Source organism: Amycolatopsis sp. NPDC043887 (assembly GCF_056435665.1).
The window spans coordinates 197429-214333 of sequence record NZ_JBWKEB010000013.1 but is presented as its reverse complement, the minus strand read 5'-3'; the positions used below and the strand labels follow the sequence as shown (position 1 = coordinate 214333).

General features: G+C 69.8%; 13 protein-coding genes. 9 read left to right on the top strand and 4 right to left on the bottom strand.

The genetic code is table 11. The features are described 5' to 3' along the window. Positions 1-22: 22 nt before the first annotated feature. Positions 23-307 carry an Lrp/AsnC family transcriptional regulator gene (locus tag AC069H_RS31235; protein WP_340687499.1) on the bottom strand — a complete coding sequence of 95 codons (285 nt, stop codon included), beginning with the start codon at positions 305-307 and terminating at the stop codon, positions 23-25. A gap of 39 nt (positions 308-346) precedes the next feature. Further along, positions 347-2065 (bottom strand): DEDD exonuclease domain-containing protein, encoded by a 1719-nt coding sequence (locus AC069H_RS31230; RefSeq protein ID WP_478234704.1) that lies wholly within the window; start codon positions 2063-2065, stop codon positions 347-349. An 85-nt stretch (positions 2066-2150) separates the two neighbouring features. Between AC069H_RS31230 and AC069H_RS31225 the strand changes: the two genes are divergently transcribed. After that, complete coding sequence (locus AC069H_RS31225; RefSeq protein WP_478234703.1) at positions 2151-3539, top strand: NYN domain-containing protein; 1389 nt, start codon at positions 2151-2153, stop codon at positions 3537-3539. 268 nt (positions 3540-3807) lie between these two features. On the opposite strand, the gene AC069H_RS31220 is transcribed toward AC069H_RS31225, so the two are convergent. Next, a complete protein-coding gene (locus AC069H_RS31220) occupies positions 3808-4800 on the bottom strand; it encodes a hypothetical protein (RefSeq protein WP_478234702.1) in 993 nt (330 codons plus the stop codon). 194 nt (positions 4801-4994) lie between these two features. Here AC069H_RS31220 and AC069H_RS31215 point away from each other — a divergent pair, with 194 nt between their 5' ends. The 3 genes from AC069H_RS31215 to AC069H_RS31205 all read left to right on the top strand — a co-directional run bounded on the left by AC069H_RS31215 (position 4995) and on the right by AC069H_RS31205 (position 7971). Continuing rightward, positions 4995-5237: a hypothetical protein gene (locus tag AC069H_RS31215; RefSeq protein WP_478234701.1), complete on the top strand. Its 243-nt coding sequence runs from the start codon at positions 4995-4997 to the stop codon at positions 5235-5237. Between the two features lie 445 nt (positions 5238-5682). Further along, positions 5683-6735 carry a C40 family peptidase gene (locus AC069H_RS31210; RefSeq protein WP_478227240.1) on the top strand — a complete coding sequence of 351 codons (1053 nt, stop codon included), beginning with the start codon at positions 5683-5685 and terminating at the stop codon, positions 6733-6735. A gap of 78 nt (positions 6736-6813) precedes the next feature. Then, positions 6814-7971, top strand: a complete 1158-nt coding sequence (locus tag AC069H_RS31205; protein WP_478234700.1) for a glycosyltransferase family 4 protein — start codon at positions 6814-6816, stop codon at positions 7969-7971. A gap of 4 nt (positions 7972-7975) precedes the next feature. On the opposite strand, the gene AC069H_RS31200 is transcribed toward AC069H_RS31205, so the two are convergent. After that, on the bottom strand, positions 7976-8599 hold the full coding sequence (locus AC069H_RS31200; protein ID WP_478234699.1) for a nucleoside/nucleotide kinase family protein: 624 nt from the start codon (positions 8597-8599) through the stop codon (positions 7976-7978). 124 nt (positions 8600-8723) lie between these two features. Between AC069H_RS31200 and AC069H_RS31195 the strand changes: the two genes are divergently transcribed. The 5 genes from AC069H_RS31195 (at position 8724) to AC069H_RS31175 (ending at position 16874) form a co-directional block, all read left to right on the top strand. Continuing rightward, positions 8724-9077: an SRPBCC domain-containing protein gene (locus AC069H_RS31195; protein WP_478227237.1), complete on the top strand. Its 354-nt coding sequence runs from the start codon at positions 8724-8726 to the stop codon at positions 9075-9077. Positions 9078-9102: 25 nt separating this feature from the next. Continuing rightward, entirely contained in the window at positions 9103-10311 is a 1209-nt protein-coding gene (locus AC069H_RS31190; RefSeq protein ID WP_478234698.1) for a cytochrome P450 family protein, read from the top strand. 25 nt (positions 10312-10336) lie between these two features. Next, positions 10337-11617, top strand: coding sequence for an adenosylmethionine--8-amino-7-oxononanoate transaminase (locus AC069H_RS31185; RefSeq protein ID WP_478227235.1), 1281 nt, complete (start codon positions 10337-10339; stop codon positions 11615-11617). Between the two features lie 238 nt (positions 11618-11855). Then, positions 11856-14114 carry a bifunctional SulP family inorganic anion transporter/carbonic anhydrase gene (locus AC069H_RS31180; protein ID WP_478234697.1) on the top strand — a complete coding sequence of 753 codons (2259 nt, stop codon included), beginning with the start codon at positions 11856-11858 and terminating at the stop codon, positions 14112-14114. 552 nt (positions 14115-14666) lie between these two features. Further along, positions 14667-16874, top strand: a complete 2208-nt coding sequence (locus AC069H_RS31175; RefSeq protein WP_478234739.1) for a SulP family inorganic anion transporter — start codon at positions 14667-14669, stop codon at positions 16872-16874. Positions 16875-16905: the final 31 nt, after the last annotated feature.

Below are 16905 nucleotides of genomic sequence, written 5' to 3'. Positions count from 1 at the left end.
GCGAGTGTCCGGACAGGAATTCTCAGGCGCCTTCGACGCCGATGTCGAACGCGGACTCGCTGTCGGCCTTCGAGTACGAGCGGAACGCGATATGCGTGACCGTGTTCAGCACGCCGGGGACCTTGCCGATCTTCGCCGGGATCAGATCCGCGAGGTCTTCGTGGGCCGCGACGCGGACCGAAGCGATCAGGTCGACGTCGCCCGCGCAGGAGTAGACCTCGCGGACGCCCTCGATGTCCGCGATCGCCTGTGCCGCCTCGGGGATGGCATCGGCCTCGACCTGGACCAGCACGATCGCGGTGATCACTACAGCGCCTCCTACGTCAATGAATCCAGTGCCGGAATCCTAGCCCGCCACCCGTTCCAGTGCCGTCGCGCTCGCCGCCAGGTCGAGCCACTCCTGCCAGCCGCCCGCGGCGGCGGGCTCCGCCCACGGATGCGTCGTGCGCACGAGCCGGACACCCGGGCGGGTCAGCCAGCGCAGGAGGATGCCGATCTCCTCGGGGATCGCGCCGAAGAGCGGGCCGGGTCCCGGGATCACCGTCTCCGCCGAGGCCACGAGCATCTCGACGACCGGCATCGGCGGCACCCCGCGCCGCGCGACACCCGCCGACGCGAGCCTGCCGTGCCGGATCACCGCCAGTTCCCAGCCGCCGTTCCCGTCCGGCCCGGCGGCGATCAGCTCCGGGATGCCCGCCAGCGCCGACTGCCGGTGCGCGCGGCCGACCGCGCGGATCAGCCCGGCCAGGTGATCGCGATGCTGGGCGGCCTGTTCGTAGTGTTCCGCCGCGGACAGCCGGGCCAGGTGATCGGCGGCGGCCCGCAGCGGACGTCCGTCCGTCCCGGCGATGAGCCCGGACACCGCCAGCACACTCGGCCGGTACGCCTCGACCGTCTGTTTCCCGGCGCACGGCGCCCCGCAGCGCCCGAGCTCGGCGAGGACACAAGGCGTTCCGTTCGGCGCGGTGGCCGAGATGCGCTGGGTGCACGTCCGCAGGCCCGAGGCGCCGGCGAGGGTGTCCGCGGCGGTCCGGGCGTCGGTCTGGGTGCGAAAGGGCCCCAGCATCCCGTCTCGCGGCATGCGGACCACCGACAGGCGGGGGAACGCCTCCTCGGTCAGCGCGACCCACCACGCGTGCCGTGGGTTCTTGGAACGGCGGTTGTACATCGGGCGGTGGGCGGCGATCAGCCGCAGCTCCCGGACGGCGGCCTCCAGCGCGTGCGCGCATTCCACCGCGTCGACCCGTTCGGCCAGCGCGACCATCTCCCGGATCCGGCCGCGGCTCTCCGAACCGGTGAAGTACTGCCGGACCCGGCGGCGCAGATCGGACGACGTCCCGACGTAGAGGACCTCGTCGCTCGGGCCGTGGAACAGGTAGACGCCGGGCCTCGACGGCAGATGCTCGGCCAGCGAGCGTTTGCGGCGCTGGGCGGCGGTCACCTCGGGCAGGTAGTCCAGCAGTTCCTCGAGAGTGTGGACGCCGAGGTTGCCCACCCGTTCCAGCAGGGCGTGCAGGACGTCGACGGTGGCGCGCGCGTCCGCGAGCGCGCGGTGGTTGGGCGTCGTGCGCGCGCCGAACAACGCGGCCAGCGCGGAAAGCCGGTAGCTGGGCGTCTCGTCACGGGAGATGACCCGGCGGGCGAGCCGGACCGTGCAGACGACGGCCGTCTTCGGCCAGTGGTAGCCGTGGCCTTCGCAGGCCGCGCGCATGAAGCCGGTGTCGAAGGCGGCGTTGTGCGCGACGAGCACGGCACCGGAGATGAACTCGAGGAAGGCGGGCAGCACGCGCTCGATGCGGGGAGCGTCGTAGACCATCGCGCCGGTGATGCCGGTGAGCTCGACGATCTGCGGCGGGATCGGCATCCCCGGATTGACGAAGGTGGCGAATTCGCCGACGACCTCGCCGGCGCGGATCTTGACCGCCCCGATCTCGGTGATCCCGTCCGGACCGGGTTTCGTCCCCGTGGTCTCCAGGTCGAATACGACGAAAGTGATGTCCCGCAAGGGAGTTCCCAGCTCGTCGAAGGCGAGTTGCGCCGCGCCGGGCCGCCGTCCGGTGTCCATGGTCGGGCACAGTAGGGGCGGGCACCGACAATCCCGGGGTGTCCCATCGAGCGCGCCCCGAGGGTATGGGGCCTACGCTGGAGCGATGCAACCGCAGCCCGCAGTGCCCGAATCGCCCGAGGACGCCATCGGCGGCCCCTCGGGTGTCGTGGCGTCCGCGGGCGCGCAGGAGCCGTCCGAAGAGGTGCCCGCCGAAGGCTGGACGTCCTTGCCGGAGACCGTACGCGAGCGGATCGCCGAGCTGGCGGCCGCCGCCGTCGGCAAGCTGCCGGTCGCCGACGTGCCGAGGCAGCTGCGCCCGGTCGCGAAGTTCGCCCCGGCGAAACGCGCGAAACTCGGCGGGACGGCGTTGCTCGCCGCGTTGGGGGAGTCTTCGCAGTTCCGGGTCGCCGTCACCGAATGGCTGCGCGACCACCGCAAGGACGCCCTCGACCCGAACGCCCCCGATTCCGTCGCCGCCGCGGCCGCCGCCGTGCTCCTCGGCGAGGCCGGCGCGGCCGGACGGGTCCGGCTGGTGGCGAAGAACGCCGAGGAGACGGCGTTGCGCGCCGAACGCGACGCCGCGCTGGCCCGCAACCAGCGGCTGGAGACCGAACTGGCCCAGCTGCGCGAAGAGTTGCGCGAGGCCAAGGAAATCGCCCGTGGTGCGCGGGGAGAACGCGACGCCGAGGTCGAGAAGCTGCTGAAGCGTTTGCGGGAACAAGGTGTCCAGCTGCGCCAGGCGAAGGACGCCGTCGCCGAGGCTCACGCTCGGATGGAGAGCGGAGGCGCTGAGAGCGCGGAGGAGATCAAGGCGCTGAAGGCCCAGCTGGACCGTGAGAGGCAGCGTGTCGCGGCGGAGCGGGCGCGGGCCGAGAAGGCCGTCACGGACGCCGAGATCGCCCGTCAGTCCGCCCGCGAGGCGCGTCAGGCCGACGAGGTCAGGCTCGGGCTGCTGCTGGACACGATCGAAGGCGCGGTCGGCGGGCTGCGCCGGGAACTTTCGGTGAGCGCGCGGGGGCAGCGACCGGCGGACATGGTCCGCGGCGCGACGTCGGGTATCGGGGCGGGCGGCAAGATCCAGGACGTCACCGGGCTCGACCGGCATCTCGCGCTGCCCAACGTGCACCTGATCGTCGACGGCTACAACGTCACGAAGACCGGATATCCGGAGCTGGCGCTGTCCGACCAGCGCGACCGGCTGATCCACCAGCTCTCCGCGCTCGCCGCGCGGACTTCGGCCGAGGTCACCGTGGTGTTCGACGGCGCCGGTGTGCTCTCCGTGCCCGCGGCGGTGCCGCGAGGGGTGCGGGTGCTGTTCTCCGAACGCGGTGTCCTCGCGGACGACGTCATCCGGTCCCTGGTCGCGGCGGAGCCGCCCGGGCGGCCGATGGTGGTCGCGAGCACGGACCGGGCGGTGGCGGACTCGGTGCGGCGCAAGGGCGCGCACCCGGTGCCTTCCGCGGTGCTGGTGTCGCGGCTCAGCCGGGTGTGAGGTGTGATCGCCACTTGAGCGATCGCGCGTCGAGTGGGCGTTGGGGCGCGTCTCGTGAGTGGTAAGGACGGTTAGAGCCAACGGTGTCTTGCGTACCTACCGGAGGTGGCTGCCGGTCGATCGCGTGTCCGTGAAGGCCTCCTTCCCTACGCTCAAGGTAGGGAAGGAGGCCTTCACGGACACCAGAACGCCGGCAACGGCAACGGCACGTTCAGGCTGGCCCAGGTCCCTCGTGAGTGGTAAGGACGGTTAGAACCGTCCTTACCACTCACGAGCAGGTCGGGCAGGTGACGCGTTCGGCCGTCGGTCGCCACCCCTCCCGCATGAGGACCATCCGCACCTCGGCCGCGACCTGGCACGGCGAATTCCGGACGTCCTGCCAGCCGTAGACCAGGCGTGCCCGGCCGGCGAGTTCGGCCGCGTTGTCCCGCCGACGGTCCCGGAACGCGACGGCGCCCATCGCGTGGGTGGCTCGCCCGTCCAGACGGACGGTCAGCGCCGCGCCTCGCGAGTCGTAGGTGACGTCCTCCCACAACGTCTTTCCGTCGACTTCGACCGCTGTCTGCCGGTCCCCCGGCGGCAGGCCGTGTCTTTCCTCGACCTGCTCCTTGAACTCCACTTCGAGTGCTGACATGAGACCTCCGGCCACCAGTTCGAGACCTCGCTGGATCTCGGCGCGGAAGCGGAAAGGCGGACGCATCGAGACGCAGTCCCGCATCGCGGAGACCGGGACTTTGCTCCGGCTGACAAGGTCGACGACGACGTTCACCGCGTCTCGTGCGTTGGCCTGGGAGGCCGCCAGATCGACGATCGTGTCCGTGGGTTTGGTACGCGGCGGCCATGCCTCGGCGGCGGAGTACGGGAGCGCTCGCGACCGGTGCACTTTCACCAGTGAAGGCTGGGAAATCGCGGAACTGGAATAGGGCACGGTGATCTCGATCGGCCCCTCCTGGACCGGCAGGAGGCGCCATTCCTCAGCCGCGGTGCGATGGCTCAGCACCGCGTGCCCGCCTCCGTAGCCGAGCGCGGCATGAATCCTGGCAGACCTCAGGAGAAGGCCTGTGAAAGTCGCGTAGACCCGCGGCAGAACACGCTGCCAGCGCCCTGCCTGCAAGTTCGCGACGATGTCGGCCTTGCTGTGTCCATAGGCCAGAAGCTGGGCCCTGGTCACGATGCCGTGCTGTTCCTGCAGGAGGACCGGCCAGCTCGGTCGTTGTTCGGCCGGGATGGCTTCTTCCGACCAGCGTTTGTGTAGGGGCACACGTCCACGGTGGCTGGGGAGGGAGGCCGAAAAGGAGGTACGGGCGAAAGTTGTGGATGGTGGGAGAGGTTGTGGACAACTCGGGCCTCGTGAGCGGTAAAGACGGTTAGAACCGTCTTTACCGCTCACGAGGCCCGAAACTGTCGGTGGTCGCTCTTAATGTGCACCTCACCACTGAAAGTGAGGAGTCCGAGATGCATGACAAGGCCATCGCCGACATAGCGGACATAGAGACGCTCGTCATCGATTGCGACCGGTGCGCGGTCCGCGGTGACGCATGTCATGACTGTGTCGTCAGCGTCCTCCTCGGCGCGCCGCCGGCGCTCGAATGGGACGCCGACGAACGGAAAGCGGTCGACGCGCTCGCGGAGGCGGGGATGATCCCGCGCCTCCGGATGGTCGCGATCGTGGAGCAGGAGCACCGGAAGTCGGCCTGAGACACGCCACTACCGGGACATTCGACGAGTGGTCGATCCGATCGGGTGAACGGTAGGTAGTCGCGACAGGTCCCAGGATGTAACGCCCGTCACATCTTTCCGCTCATGCTGGTCCGAAGGTGTTTCGGCGCATCACGGAGAGTTTTTGCGCCCGCCATGGTGGACGTCGTGCCCGCGGTTTCGTAACCTGTCCGAGATCTCGTGGCCGGAAGTCGTCGCCAGACGACGACACGGGATCGCCACCGAGGCAGCTTTGTCGGGGAGTTGCAGCAGAACCAGCCGTGCGTCAAACCTGTTGCGATAGCTCTCGGCCAGGCGCAAGGCGGGAACGCGGGGAACCGCGCGGGCCTCACGGCCGGCGTCGCGGCTCCGCGGAAGAGGGCCCCCGACCTCTTCGTCCCGGGTTCCGAGTCGGTGGCCGACAGCAAAGGAGACACGCGCGACCGTGCAGTCGCATCCAGTGAAGCGCGTGGTGTCAGGAGCTTTGGCCGCGGCCGCGGTGATCACCGCGGTGACCGTCGTCCAGGCCCCCGCCACTGCCGCCCCAGGCCCCGCCCTCCAACAACCCCCGTCCGGCTCGGACGCGCTCGCCAAGTACCGCGACCTCGCGGCACAGGCGGAGAAGGCGAACGAAGACCTCCTCAAGGCGAAGGACGACCTCGCCGCGAAGCAGAGCGAGCTCGACAAGGCGACCGCCGACGCCGCCGCCGCCAAGGAACTCGGTGTCAAGGCGGCCGGTGACGAGAAGACGTTCCAGGCCGAGGTGAACCGGTTCGCCGGTGCGTCCTTCACCAGCGGTGTGCAGCTGAACAAGCTGTCGTCGCTGCTGTCGGGCGCCTCGACCCAGGACTTCCTGGAGCGCTCCTCGGCGCTCGAGGTCCTCGCCGCGAACAAGAACACCGCCCTGAACAACCTGAGCGGTGCCGTCGCCCAGGCCGCGGCCGCGGCCAAGCAGGCGGCGGACGCGCAGAACGCGGCCACCGCCGCCCGTGACACGGCCGCCAAGCTGACCACGGACATCGAGGCGCGGCAGAAGACGCTGAACGACCAGCTCGCGGAGATCCAGCGGGCCAGCAACAACCTCAGCGCTTCGGACCGCAACGCCCAGAAGGACAAGGGCGGCGCGTTCCCCAACGTGCCCGCTCCGGGTCCCGCCGCGGCGACCGCCCTCTCGGCCGCGAAGAGCAAGCTCGGCAGCCCGTACGGCTGGGGCGACACCGGCCCGTCGTCCTTCGACTGCTCCGGTCTGATGCTCTGGGCGTACAAGCAGGCTGGGCTCACCCTTCCGCGGTCCAGCCGCCAGCAGTCGACCTTCGGCGCCGCGGTGCAGCGTTCGCAGCTCCAGCCGGGCGACCTGGTGTTCTACAACTCGCCGGTCTCGCACGTCGGCATGTACGTCGGCAACGGCATGATGGTGCACGCGCCGACCACCGGTGACGTCGTCAAGGTGTCGCCGCTGCAGAACAACTACGTCGGCGCCCGTCGCCCGACGGCCTGACGAACGACCGAAAACGGGGCGGTACCGCGCAGGCGGTGCCGCCCCTTTCGCGTGCCAGGGGCCAAGTAGCCTGCAGGGGTGCTGAGGACCCTGCTGGTGACCAACGACTTCCCGCCCCGGCCAGGCGGTATCCAGAACTACCTGAACTCGCTGGCCACCCGCCTGCCCGCGGACGACCTGGTCGTCTACGCGCCGTCCTGGGAATCGAGCACCGGCTCGCACGGCGAGTTCGACGCCGCCGCCCCCTTCGAGGTGGTGCGCCATCCGACGTCGCTGATGCTGCCGACCCCGGACGTCCTCAAACGGGCCAAGGAGATCATGCGTGCCCGCGACTGCGAGGCCGTCTGGTTCGGCGCCGCGGCGCCGCTGGCGTTGCTGGGGCATCCGCTGCGGTCGGCGGGCGCCCGCCGGGTGCTGGCGTCGACGCACGGCCACGAGGTCGGCTGGTCGATGCTGCCGGGCTCCCGGCAGGCGTTGCGGCGGATCGGCGACACCGTCGACGTGATCACCTACGTCAGCAAGTACACGCGCTCCCGGTTCTCGGCCGCCTTCGGCCCGATGGCGGGGCTGGAGATGCTCCCGTGCGGTGTCGACACCGCGCTCTACCGCCCGGATCCGGCCGCGGGCAAGGAGATCCGCGAGCGGCACGGGCTCGGCGACCGTCCGACGATCGTATGCGTTTCGCGGCTGGTCCCGCGCAAGGGCCAGGACATGCTGATCAAGATCCTGCCCGAACTCCGCAAACGGATCCCGGACGTGGCGCTGCTGCTCGTCGGCGGCGGCCCGTACCGCAAGACGCTCACCGGGCTCGTCGAGGCGCTGGGCGTCGAAGACAGCGTCGTCATCACCGGCTCGGTGCCGTGGAAGGAGCTGCCCGCGCACTACAACGCGGGTGACGTCTTCGCGATGCCGGCGCGGACGCGCGGGAAGGGGCTCGACGTCGAAGGCCTGGGCATCGTGTACCTGGAGGCCTCGGCGACCGGGCTGCCGGTCGTCGCCGGGAATTCCGGTGGCGCGCCGGAAACGGTGCTCGACGAGGTCACCGGGCACGTGGTCGACGGACGTGACGGGCAGCAGCTGCGGGAGACGCTGGCCGCGTTGCTGGCGGATCCGGTGCGGGCGCGGCGGATGGGGGCCGCGGGCCGCGAATGGGTCGGCGAGAACTGGCGCTGGGACACCATGGCGGGCAGGCTTTCCGGGCTGCTCGACGGCGACCCCGTCGCGGCGGTGCGCTGAGGAGTCAAGGTTCGTAGCGCGCCGGATGCTTCGGATCGTCGACGCGGATCACCACGTCGGACAACGCTGACGGGCCGACTTCCCGTTCGTAGCGTTCGTAGGCGGGGAGCGCCCATTCCTCGGGCACCCGCCGCTTGAGTGCCGCGGGCGAGAGCCACAGGTGCACGCTCAGGTCGAAAGGGAGCCCGGCGCCGAAGAGAAACTCACCGTCCAGCAGGACGACGCCGCCCTCGGGCAGTGTGACGCGTTCGGCACGCGTGGCGCGATCACGGACCGGGTCCCACAGCGACGGGAGAACCAGGCCGCTGCCGTCTTCGGCGAGCGGGTCCAGCACCTCGCGGCGCAGGGCGCCGAGGTCGAGCCAGTCGCTGTAGCGAGAATCCGGGTCCTCCTTGCCGCGTTCGAAGCGCAGCGAGGCCGGCCTGAGGAAGTCGTTCGCCGAGATCCGCAACGCCGCGTGACCGGCGATCCGCAGGGGATCGACCAGGGCGTCGGCGAGTTCTGTGGTGTTGGTCGCACCGGCCGCGCCGTCGATCGCGACCGCGATCCGGCGGCGGCCCGTGATCGCCGTGATGCGCTGGGTCAATTCGGAGACCAGCAGAGCGGGGGAAATCGGACGGTAGCGCACAGACAGAGATCCTCCACCCGGACCGGTGACTGTCGCACGGTACACCCGATGGGATGATGGCCCGGTGGTAAAAGCAACGGCCAAAACAGCCGGAAGTGGTTGGCAGGTAGGCGTTTCCCAGACGGTGCCGTTCACCAGCACCCAGGTCTGGGACTTCCTGGTCGGACGCGAGGGCGTGGGGATCTGGCTCGGCCCGGGCGCCGAGCTCGGCACCGAGCTGGGCGCGGCGTACGAGACGGCGAACGGGACGACCGGCGAGATCCGCGGCCGGTCCGAGGGCGACAAGCTCCGGCTGACCTGGCGACCGAAGGACTGGGACCACGACTCGACCCTGCAGATCACGGTGAGCGGCACCGAGCAGAAGACCACGCTCCGGTTCCACCAGGAATGGCTCGCGGGCGCCGACGAGCGCGAGGAACAGCGGGCATACTGGACGGAAGTGACCGAGCGAGTGGTGGCCGCGCTGGCCGAACGCTGACCCGCGCGCCGGGGGAGGCGTACCGATGGGGGCAGCCGAAAGCGTACGCAACCTGGCCGAGGATCTCGTCCAGGAACCACACCGGGTCTCCGAGCTGTTGCGAGCGGAAGGCCCGGCCCGCAAGGTGCGGATGCCGCGCGGTCTGGACGTCTGGATCGTCACCGGATACGCCGAGGCCCGCGCGCTCCTTTCGGATTCCCGCGTGGGCAAGGATCCGGCGGCCATCCGGCGGCTCTTCGACCGGGACGGCTTCGAATCCGCGGCCGACAACGCCGTACGCGCGCTCGGCGGGCACATGCTCAACTCGGACCCGCCGGACCACACCCGGCTGCGCAAACTGGTCAACCAGGCCTTCACTTCGCATACCGTTTCCCGGCTGCGGCCCAGGATCGAGCAGATCACCGCGGAACTGCTGGACGGCATCGGCGACGCGGAGCGTGCCGACCTGCTTCCCGCTTTCGCGGTTCCGCTGCCGATCCGGGTGATCTGCGAGTTGCTCGGCGTCCACGCGGGCGACCAGCCGGCGTTCGCGACGTGGTCGAACACGATGGTCGCCTGGTCGACGCCGGAGGAACTCCAAGCCGCGGCGGCGAAGATGCACGCGTATCTCGTGGACCTCATCGAGGAAAAGCGCGCCGAACCCGCCGATGACCTGCTTTCGGGCCTGATCCACGCCAGCGACGAAGGCGATTCGCTCTCTGCGGAGGAATTGCTGGCCATGGCGTTCCTGCTGCTGGTGGCGGGGTTCGAGACGACGGTCAACCTGATCGCGAACAGCGTTTTCGCGCTGCTGCGCGAGCCGGACCAGCTGGCCGCGCTCCGTGCCGATCCCGCCCTGCTGCCCGGCGCGGTCGAGGAGTTCCTGCGCTACGACGGCGCGATCCACCTGGCGACCATCCGGTTCACCCGTGAACCCGTCCCGGTCGGTGACGTCGAGATCCCGGCGGGTGAATTCGTGCTCGTCTCCCTGCTCGGCGCGAACCGTGACGCCGGGCGGTTCGAAGACCCGCACCGGCTGGACGTCACGCGGTCGGCGACGGGGCATCTCGCGTTCGGACACGGTATCCATTACTGCGTCGGTGCCCCGCTGGCCCGGTTGGAGGCCGAGATCGCGTTGCGCGGGCTGCTGGACCGGTTCCCGGCGCTGAGCCTGGACGCCGAGCCGGAAACCTTGCGGTGGCGGGAAAGCACCCTCGTCCACGGGCTGGAAACCCTCCCTGTGCACCTGCGCTGAGGAGAGGGTGTCGTAGGGTCGCCGGATGGACGCCGCCGAACTCCTCGCGCTCGACGCGGAACACGTCTGGCACCCGTACGGACCGATGCCGAGCACGATCGATTCCCTGCTCGTGCGGGAGGCGAGCGGGGTCCGGCTCACCCTCGACGACGGCCGTGAACTGGTCGACGGCATGTCGTCCTGGTGGGCGGCGATCCACGGCTACCGGAACCCGGTGCTGGACGCGGCGCTGGCCGAGCAGGCGGGCCGGATGAGCCACGTGATGTTCGGCGGGCTCACCCACGAACCGGCGATCAGGCTGGCGAAGACGCTGGTCGACCTCGCACCGGAGGGCTTGCGGCACGTCTTCCTGTGCGACTCGGGGTCGGTGTCGGTCGAGGTCGCCGTCAAGATGTGCCTGCAGTACTGGCAGTCGTTGGGGCGCAAGGAAAAGCGGCGCCTGATGACCTGGCGCGGCGGTTACCACGGCGACACGTTCACGCCGATGAGCGTCTGCGATCCCGAGGGCGGGATGCACTCGCTGTGGCGCGGGATCCTGCCGGACCAGCTGTTCCTGCCCAAACCGCCCGGCGGTTTCGCCGACGAGCCGGATCCGGCGTACCTCGAACTGCTCGCGACCGAGATCGGGCGGCACGCGGGCGAGCTGGCCGCGGTCATCGTCGAGCCGGTCGTGCAGGGCGCCGGCGGGATGCGGTTCCACCCGCCCGCGTACCTGCGCGCGCTGCGCGAGATCACCGAGGCCAACGACGTCCTGCTCGTCTTCGACGAGATCGCCACCGGTTTCGGCCGCACCGGCACGATGTTCGCCGCCGAGCACGCCGGCGTCACGCCGGACGTCCTGTGCCTCGGCAAGGCGCTGACCGGTGGTTACCTCACGATGGCGGCGGCGTTGTGCACGCCGGAGATCGCCGACGGGATCTCGCGCGGTGAGCTGCCGGTGCTGGCGCACGGCCCGACGTTCATGGCGAACCCGTTGTCCTCGGCCGTCGCCAACGCCTCGCTGGGGATCCTGGCCGAAGGCGGCTGGAAGTCCGACGTCCCGCGGATCGAGGCGGCGCTGAAGGCCGGGCTCGAACCGGCTCGCGAGCTGCCCGCGGTCGCCGACGTGCGAGTGCTCGGCGCCATCGGCGTGGTGGAGCTGGACCATCCCGTGGACATGGCGGTGGCGACCGAGATCCTCACCGCGAACGGGGTCTGGCTGCGCCCGTTCCGGAACCTGATCTACACGATGCCGCCTTACATCTCCGAGGCGGACGACCTCGCCGCGATCACCTCCGCAATGGTCTCCGCCGCACAAAAAGCGTAAAACGGCGAAATTCAACCCAAAGAGTGTGACTGCGGCCACAGCAAACCGGAGAGGCCACGCTGGGTACAGAGCGTGGTCGCGAGTTGATCTTGGTCAAGCGAACGGGCGAGTCCGATCGAGGTCCAACTCGGGTGCTTTGTCGTGAAAGCGTGATATGTCCTAGTTCCCCAGCGCACAAGCAAACCTGAGAAACCTTTGCGTAGCGGACTTTTGCGCGCCGATCGGGTTTCCTGCCCCCATGATCGACATCGTTGGTGACGAGCACGACACCGGACCTCCGGGCCGCCGCAATCCCGCATCGACCCTCCTGAAGAACCTCCGCCACGACCTCCCGGCTTCGGTCGTCGTCTTCCTCGTGGCAGTCCCGCTTTCCCTCGGCGTCGCACACGCCGCCGGCGCACCCTTGCTCGCCGGCCTCATCTCCGCCGTCGTCGGCGGAATCGTCGCGAGCCTCTTCGGCGCCTCCGTTCTGCAAGTCAGCGGTCCCTCCGCCGCGTTGACCATCGTCATCGCGGAGACCATCGCCACCTTCGGCTGGGCCGCCACCTGCGCGATCACCGCCGGGGCGGGCCTGGTCCAGATCCTCTTCGGCGTCTGCCGCGTCGCGCGGGCGAGCTTGGTGATCTCACCTGCCATCGTGCACGGCCTGCTCGCCGGGATCGGCCTGATCCTGGTCCTCGGCCAGCTGCACGTCGTGCTCGGTGGCACGCCGCGGAGTTCCGCGATCGAGAACGTCCTCGCGCTGCCGGGCCGGATCGTCGGGCACCACGACCAGGCCGCGCTGATCGGTGTCGTCACCGTCGGTGTTCTGCTGGCCTGGACGCGGATGCCGCGTTCGGTGCGCCGCGTCCCCGGCCCGCTCGCCGCCGTCGCGCTGGCGACCGGCCTTTCCGTCGCGGCCGGGATGGACCTGCCGCGCGTCGACCTCCCGAACGGCTTGCCAGGGCTGGGTTTCGTCCCCGAGGCGCCGTCCGGGTCCTGGGCCGCGATCATCGCCGCCGTCCTCTCCATCGCGCTCATCGCCAGCCTGGAGAGCCTGCTTTCCGCCGTCGCCATCGACAAACTCCGCGACGGGCCGCGCACCGACCTCAACCGCGAACTGATCGGACAAGGCCTGGCGAACGCCGCTTCCGGGTCGCTCGGCGGATTCCCGGTCACCGGCGTCGTCGTGCGCACCATGACCAACTTCGAAGCGGGCGCCCGCACCCGGATGTCGGCGATCCTGCACAGCGTCTGGATCCTCGGCTGCTGCCTGTTCCTGGCGGGCGCGCTGCGGCTGATCCCGCTCGCCGCGCTCGCCGGTCTCCTCGTCTACGTCGGCGCCAAACTGGTCAACCTCGCCAACCTCCGTGAAGTCCGCCGCCACGGTGACGTGCCGGTCTACCTCGCGACTCTGCTCGGCGCGGTCGCGGTCAACCTGCTCACCGGTGTCGCCGCGGGGATCGTGGTGGCGCTCGCGCTGATGCTGCGCCGGATGCTGTTCTCCGGGATCCACGTCGAACGGGACGGCCCGCGGATCCGCGTCGTCATCGAAGGGGCGCTCACTTTCCTTTCCGTGCCAAGGCTTACGACCGTCCTGGCCGAAGTCCCCGAAGATTCGGAAGTCACGCTCGAACTGTTCGTCGACTACCTCGACCACGCCGCTTTCGATTGCCTGCGCGGCTGGCAGCGCGCGTACGAACGCGCAGGGGGAACCGTGATCGTCGACGAGATCGGGCATCCGTGGTTCGGGCGCGGGAAGGCGGGCGTCCCGACCGTGCGCCGCGGCGTCGCCTCTCGCGTGGTGCCGCGATGGCTCGCGCCGTGGTCGCAATGGCAGGCCGAACATCTCGAACTGCCGAGCCAGCGCGGCGGCAGCGTTCCGTTGTGCCGTGGCGCTTCGGAGTTCCAGCGGCGGACGGCGCCGCTGCTGCGGAGCACGTGGGACGGACTGGCGAACGGGCAACGGCCGCACACGTTGTTCGTCACCTGTGGCGACGCGCGGATCGTGCCGAACCTGATCACCACCAGCGGGCCGGGAGACCTGTTCACCGTGCGGAACATCGGAAATCTCGTCCCGCACGCCGGCGCCGAAGCGGATTTCTCGGTGGGGGCGGCGATCGAGTACGCCGTCGGGCTGTTGCGGGTGCGGGAAGTGGTGGTGTGCGGGCATTCCGGCTGCGGGGCGATGAAGGCGCTGCTCGGTGACGCGCCCGCCGGTCTCACGCGCCTCGGTGGCTGGCTGCGCCACGGCGAGGCGACGGTGCGGCGAAGGGAAAGCGAAGGGCCGGTGCTGCTCGACGGTGTCCATCCCGGCTACGAGGCGGACCTGCTCGCGTTGCACAACGTGGTGCAGCAACTGGAAAACCTGCGCTCGTACCCGGTGGTGGAAGCCGCGCTGGCGCGTGGCGAACTCCGGCTGACGGGGATGTACTTCGACGTCGGGAAGGCGAACGTGTACCTGCTCGACGAGGCGCTGCGGTCGTTCACTTCGGCGGCGACGCCGGTCAAGTCCTGAGCTTGCTGGGGTCGTGAGTGGCGATTCGGGTCAGGGCCGAGAGCGTCTTGGGTGCCTACTGGATTTGGCTGGGGCTGATCATGTGTCCGTGAAGGCCTCCTTGCCTACCCTGAGGGTAGTGAAGGAGGCCTTCACGGACCTTCAGGGTCGCTGCTCTCGTCCCAGGTACACCAGTGACCGCGGCGGGCACAGCGGCCCGCGTGTGAAGGACCCCTTCCCTCGACTCAGCCGAGGGAACTCGACCTTCAGGTACTTCAGGCGGGCACGGGCGCAGGTGCCGAGTGGGTCACCGGGGTCGTGAGTGGCGATTCGGGTTAGAACCCGAATCGCCACTCACGACCAACCCGACCCACCACGGTCCGGCGCTTGGTCATTGGCCGGGCGGCCGACCGATACATCCCAGGATTCGGGAGTCCGTAAGGCTTTTCGCAACGAGCGAGACATCTCCGGGCAACGAAACGGGCCGAAAGTGGGCCACACCACTCTCCTGTGGGGTGATATTCACTCGATAGGGTGGTGCATATCGGACAATTCACCAGTTTCCTGGTGATCATGATGGTGATCATCAAAAAGCCCCTCGCCGTGCTCCGGTACGACCTGCCCGCCTCGTTGGTGGTGTTCCTCGTCGCCGTCCCGCTTTCACTCGGGATCGCTCTCGCCTCAGGGGCGCCGATCGTCGCGGGGTTGATCGCCGCCGTGGTGGGAGGTGTGGTCGCCGGAGCCCTCGGCGGCTCACCGCTTCAGGTCAGTGGTCCGGCCGCCGGGTTGACGGTGATCATGGCCGAAACCATCGCGACCTTCGGCTGGGCGACCACCTGCGCGATCACCGTCACCGCGGGCGCGCTTCAGATCCTGCTCGGGCTGAGCCGCATCGCCCGCGCGGCGCTCGCGATCTCGCCCGCCATCGTCCACGGCATGCTCGCCGGTATCGGCGTCACGATCGTCCTCGGCCAGCTCCATGTCGTACTGGGCGGAACGGCCCAGAGTTCGGCGCTCAAGAACATCGCCGAACTGCCCGCGCAGATCGTCGGCCACCACGACACCGCCGCGTTGATCGGCGTGCTCACCATCGGCGTCCTGCTGCTGTGGCCGCGGCTTCCCGAGTCCGTCCGCAAGGTGCCCGGCCCGCTCGCCGCGATCGCGCTGGTGACCGTGCTGTCCGTCGCCGCCGGGATGACCCTGCCCCGCGTCGACCTGCCGGGTGATCTGCTCAACATCCGCTTCGCGCCGGAATTCCCGGACGCGGGCTGGGGCGCCTTCGCCGTCGCGGTCATCACCATCGCGCTGATCGCCAGCGTGGAAAGCCTGCTGTCGGCGGTCGCCGTCGACAAGATGCACACCGGGCCGCGGTCGAACCTCGACCGCGAGCTCATCGGGCAGGGCGCCGCGAACATGACTTCCGGCGCGCTGGGCGGCCTCCCGGTCACCGGCGTGATCGTCCGCAGCTCCACGAACGTCGCCGCCGGCGCCCGCACCCGCGTGTCCGCGATACTGCACGGCGTCTGGATCCTGGTGTTCGTCGCCGCGTTCGCCGGGCTGATCCAGAACATCCCGCTCGCCGCGCTGGCCGGCCTGCTCGTCCACGTCGGCGCGAAACTGGTGAACCCCGGACACATGAGGCAGGTCCTCAAACACGGCGACCTGGGGCTGTACCTCGTGACGCTCGCCGGGGTCGTCGTCTTCGACCTGCTCACCGGCGTCCTGCTCGGGATCGCGCTTTCGGTACTGCTGATGCTGCGCCGCACGGTGTGGTCCGGGATCCACGCCGAACGCGACGGCGACGATTGGCGCGTCGTCGTCGAGGGCGTCCTGACGTTCCTTTCGGTGCCGAGGCTCAGCCGGGTGCTCGCGACCGTGCCCGACGGCGCGAAGGTGACCCTGGAGCTGGTCGTCGACTACCTCGACCACGCCGCCTTCGAAAGCCTGTCGAACTGGCAGCAGGCGCACGAACGCTCCGGCGGGCAGGTGACCGTCGACGAGATCGGGCATCCGTGGTTCGCCAACGGCAAATCCGGTGATCCCACGCTGACCAGGACGGCCGCGATGCGTTCGGTACCGCGGTTCCTCGCGCCATGGTCGGACTGGCAGGCCAAGGACATCGAGGTGCCCGGCCAGCGTGGCGGGCCCACCCTGCGCGGGGCGACCGAGTTCCAGCGGCGCACCGCCGCGCTCATGCAGCCCGCGCTCAGCAAACTGGCGGGTGGCCAGTCGCCGCACACGCTGTTCATCACCTGCGGTGACGCGCGGATCGTGCCGAACATGATCACCACGAGCGGTCCCGGCGATCTGTTCACCGTCCGCAACATCGGGAACCTGGTGCCCGCCCGCCGGGCCGACCCGTCGATGGGCGCCACCGTCGAGTTCGCGGTCGGGGTGCTGAAGGTGCGCGAGATCGTGGTCTGCGGGCATTCCGGCTGCGGCGCGATGCAGGCGCTGGCCACCGGCGCCCCGGACGGCGCGCCGATGCTGGCTTCGTGGCTGCGGCACGCCGAGCCGAGCGCGAACCGCAAGGTGGCGGTGACCCTCGACGGCGAACGCCCGGAATCCGAGGTCAACCGGCTGGCCCTGCAGAACGTGCTGCAGCAGCTGGAGCACCTGCGCCACTACCCGCTGATCGCCGAGGCGGAGGCACGCGGCGAACTGCATCTGACCGGGATGTACTTCGACGTCGGGGCGGCGCAGGTCTACCTGTCCGACGACGAGAGCCCGGCGTTCACGCCGGTCGGTGCCGTCGCGGCGGTGCCCGAACAGGGGAGCTGACGGTCCCGTTCAGCGTTCCTTCACTCCGACC